This window comes from Parabacteroides distasonis, assembly GCF_004793765.1.
Taxonomy (GTDB): Bacteria; Bacteroidota; Bacteroidia; order Bacteroidales; family Tannerellaceae; genus Parabacteroides; species Parabacteroides distasonis_A.
On sequence record NZ_SRYM01000105.1, the window covers coordinates 1 to 3,109 of the forward strand.

Annotated in this window: 2 protein-coding genes and 1 pseudogene; all 3 read right to left on the reverse strand. The window is 37.8% G+C overall.

What is annotated here, in order from left to right; genetic code table 11:
- Positions 1 to 47: 47 nt before the first annotated feature.
- Complete coding sequence (locus E5342_RS18745; RefSeq protein ID WP_246867172.1) at positions 48 to 1,115, reverse strand: site-specific integrase; 1,068 nt, start codon at positions 1,113 to 1,115, stop codon at positions 48 to 50.
- Between the two features lie 643 nt (positions 1,116 to 1,758).
- Positions 1,759 to 1,967: pseudogene (locus tag E5342_RS18750) on the reverse strand (glycoside hydrolase family 3 N-terminal domain-containing protein); the annotation flags it as partial.
- A gap of 57 nt (positions 1,968 to 2,024) precedes the next feature.
- Positions 2,025 to 2,906 (reverse strand): alpha/beta hydrolase, encoded by an 882-nt coding sequence (locus tag E5342_RS18755; protein ID WP_121736167.1) that lies wholly within the window; start codon positions 2,904 to 2,906, stop codon positions 2,025 to 2,027.
- Positions 2,907 to 3,109: the final 203 nt, after the last annotated feature.

Genomic DNA, 3,109 nt, shown 5'->3' on the forward strand with positions numbered 1-3,109 from the left:
AAACGAGGTAAAATACAGAACTTCGCTTGTTTCTAAATCGTTACCCATCAAGAAACAAATCTTTGCAAACTATTCAAATTCAGCGATAAAGACAATTCGTAATGTCTTGCTACGTGGAAAGTGACATTCTTTGTTATACCAGCCAAGGTACACCAATGTTTTAGTTTCCGGTTTGAATTATCATTTTTAGGCAATTTAAAAATTTTCTCATCACCAGAGCCAATTCTTTCCGGTAGCCATTTCAAAGCTTCTTTACTTATAGGAAAGTCCTCACAACGTTTCGTCTTAGTCACACGAATCCGAAGGATAATGGCACCTTCATTATCTTCATACAAATCATTCCAGACCAACTTCTTCACATCACTGTAACGAAGCCCAACTAAACAGCAAAAGATAAAAGCGCATTTCAACATATCATCTTCACATGGTGTATTCATCAACCTCTTTATTTCCTCAATCGTTAAAAATTCCCTTTGCCCATCCTCCGGCTTAGGTTTATCCGTGTTATCTATCTTATCAAGAGGATTAATCGCCATTATATCAGCTTGCATCGCTTTACGAATTACCCAAGCAAATTTTTTGTATAGATTATGTTGAGTATTCTGTGAAAGAACTTCATATTTTGATTTCTTTTCACTATTCTCATAGTTAAAATTCATTGCAGTACGAAGATAAGCAATGAACCCTTTAACAAACTCTGTATTTACCTTTGTAAAGGTGATTTTATCACCAGCATAAGCCTCTAAATGCTTAGCAAGTGAATGAAGCGTATAATAATAACTTCGCTTGTTACCCGATTTTGCTAGTTGTTCATCTGCCAAGTGTAAGACAAATTGAATAAGATTCATCTTTGATCTGGTAGTATTTGTTTTAAAGCCATGTTCGTTATTTTGCAACTCTACGATCCGTTTAGCCTTGATCGCATTAGCTAACTCTAACGTTTTACGGTTCGCTTCCTTATCTGCTTTTGATTTTTCCGGAATAAGATAGAGTTTGAGAAACTCGTACACACGATCACCGTCTTTGTATAGATCCAGGTAGATCGATTCATTCCCGTTAGCCAGTTTCTTTGTACGAATACGTACCGGCTCTTTAACTTTGACTTGCTTTGCCATATCGTTACTTTATTTGTTACCCACCGTAAAGATAAGTAACATTTCCGTTCACGGGTAACAAACGAGTAACAAAAGTAACAAAAAAAAGAGCTAAACAAAGGAAAACACGTTGTTCCTGTTTAGCTCTCATATTACTTATAAAACACTAATATTTAGTATTTTATTTAGCTTTTGCTTTACTCTTATTTTCTTTGATTTTTCGGATAGGTCTTTCAAAACCGGTCATCCCCATGATTTTATAATATTTCTTCCGACAAAGATACATATAATTTCGAATTTAGCAAAGACTCATAACTGATTCCTTCCGATCAGGATTATTTTAATGTAAACGAAGCTGTTTTCACCTCTTTACTATTTCCACCGATCATCACCTGAAACTCACCCGGCTCAGCGACATAATCTAAGGTCTTCTTATAGTACCATTATGATCGGTTTTCCTGTCTTTTGGATAGCATCCAGTAATTTTTTCTGTGTTTGCGGCATTTCAAGGATGGCTCCACTAAACGCCTTATCCACTCATATCTATCGATTCACCCAAAACAACAATAATCCCATCAGCACCTTAACTCCGACTCCCAGACTATTACCTATTCCATGCCGCTATCACCGTAAAATCAGACACGACAAAGCCGTTAAATCCTCATTGTTTACACAATACGTTATTAAGAAACCAAGTATTTCCGGTCGCAGGGACACTTTCAAATTCGTTAAATGAAGTGTCATAATACTCCCTACTCCTGCTTCTACAGCAACCTGATAAGAACGCATGAATTCATGGCAATCACACGACATATTATAATCTCGACCAGCCACGGACGCTCCATAAAGCGCATAATGCTTTACACAAGCCATAGGAGTTTATCGACCGAGAATCTACTCAGCAGGTCTTCAGAAGAGATAGCTGGAGTTCTATTCGATTAGACCGATCTCACGAAACCAATCTTCAGCCCGATCCGGCCATTCATTTACAGACGCTCCTGTATCTCGTAACCCATATCCATGGCCACCTTGACTATACAAATGCATCCATGCCGGAACACCAGCTTCCTTTAAGGCATAATAATAGAAAATACTACTGTTGATATAAGATTTGTCATCTTCCGCTTGAATCAACATGGTTGGAGGTGTGGCAGATGAAACCTTTAACTCCGGTGCCAATTGGAAGTTCTCTCCATCTAAATAAGCGGGATAAACCAACAAACAATAATCCGGACGACAACTTACTTTATCCGTAACATCAATAGCCGAATAAGTACGTTTCAAAAAATTATTGCTAACCATAGCGGCTAAATGGCCACCAGCCGAGAATCCCATCACACCAATCCGCTTTGAATCTATATTCAAATTCTCAGCGTTCGCTCGAACATAACCAATTGTACGCTGTACATCTTGCAAAGGAGCTTCGTGCTTTTCCAATCCTTCTCGTCTTGGAACCCGGTATTTAAGTAAGACCGCAGTTATTCCAAGATTATTAAGCCATTCGCAAACTTCATCACCTTCCAAATCATAAGCCAAAATATTGTAACCACCACCAGGACAGACAATCATAGCGGCACCCGAGGCCACTTCATCCGGAGCATGATATATAGTAATCGTTGGCTCACTTACATTCGTAATACGCAAAACACTCTCACCACCGGTTTTTCCACCGTCCGTATCAGCTTTCTCTATTAATTTAATAGTTTCTCCCGGCGCACCTTTTGGGAATAATAAAATCGGATTCTCTTGTGCCATAGACGTATTGATTAAACAAACCCCAATCAATAAAGGGAATATCCACTTCTTAACCATACAACACATTATTAATGTTATAGGGTGCTAATATACACATCTTATTTTATTTATCCAATCAGAATCGAATAAATAAAAACAAAAAGTGGGTACAGTTCAGTTTTGCCCCCTTACATCTGCCGTGGTATCATTATTCACTATTAATTATCATTGATGTCCCATTAAAATCGGAAAGAGTACTTTGAAATTGTTGAAATTTAGTT

Coding starts and splice junctions, on each gene's coding strand:
- E5342_RS18745 (WP_246867172.1), bottom strand. CDS start 1,115: ATGGCAAAGCAAGTCAAAGTTAAAGAGCCGGTACGTATTCGTACAAAG.
- E5342_RS18755 (WP_121736167.1), bottom strand. CDS start 2,906: ATGGTTAAGAAGTGGATATTCCCTTTATTGATTGGGGTTTGTTTAATC.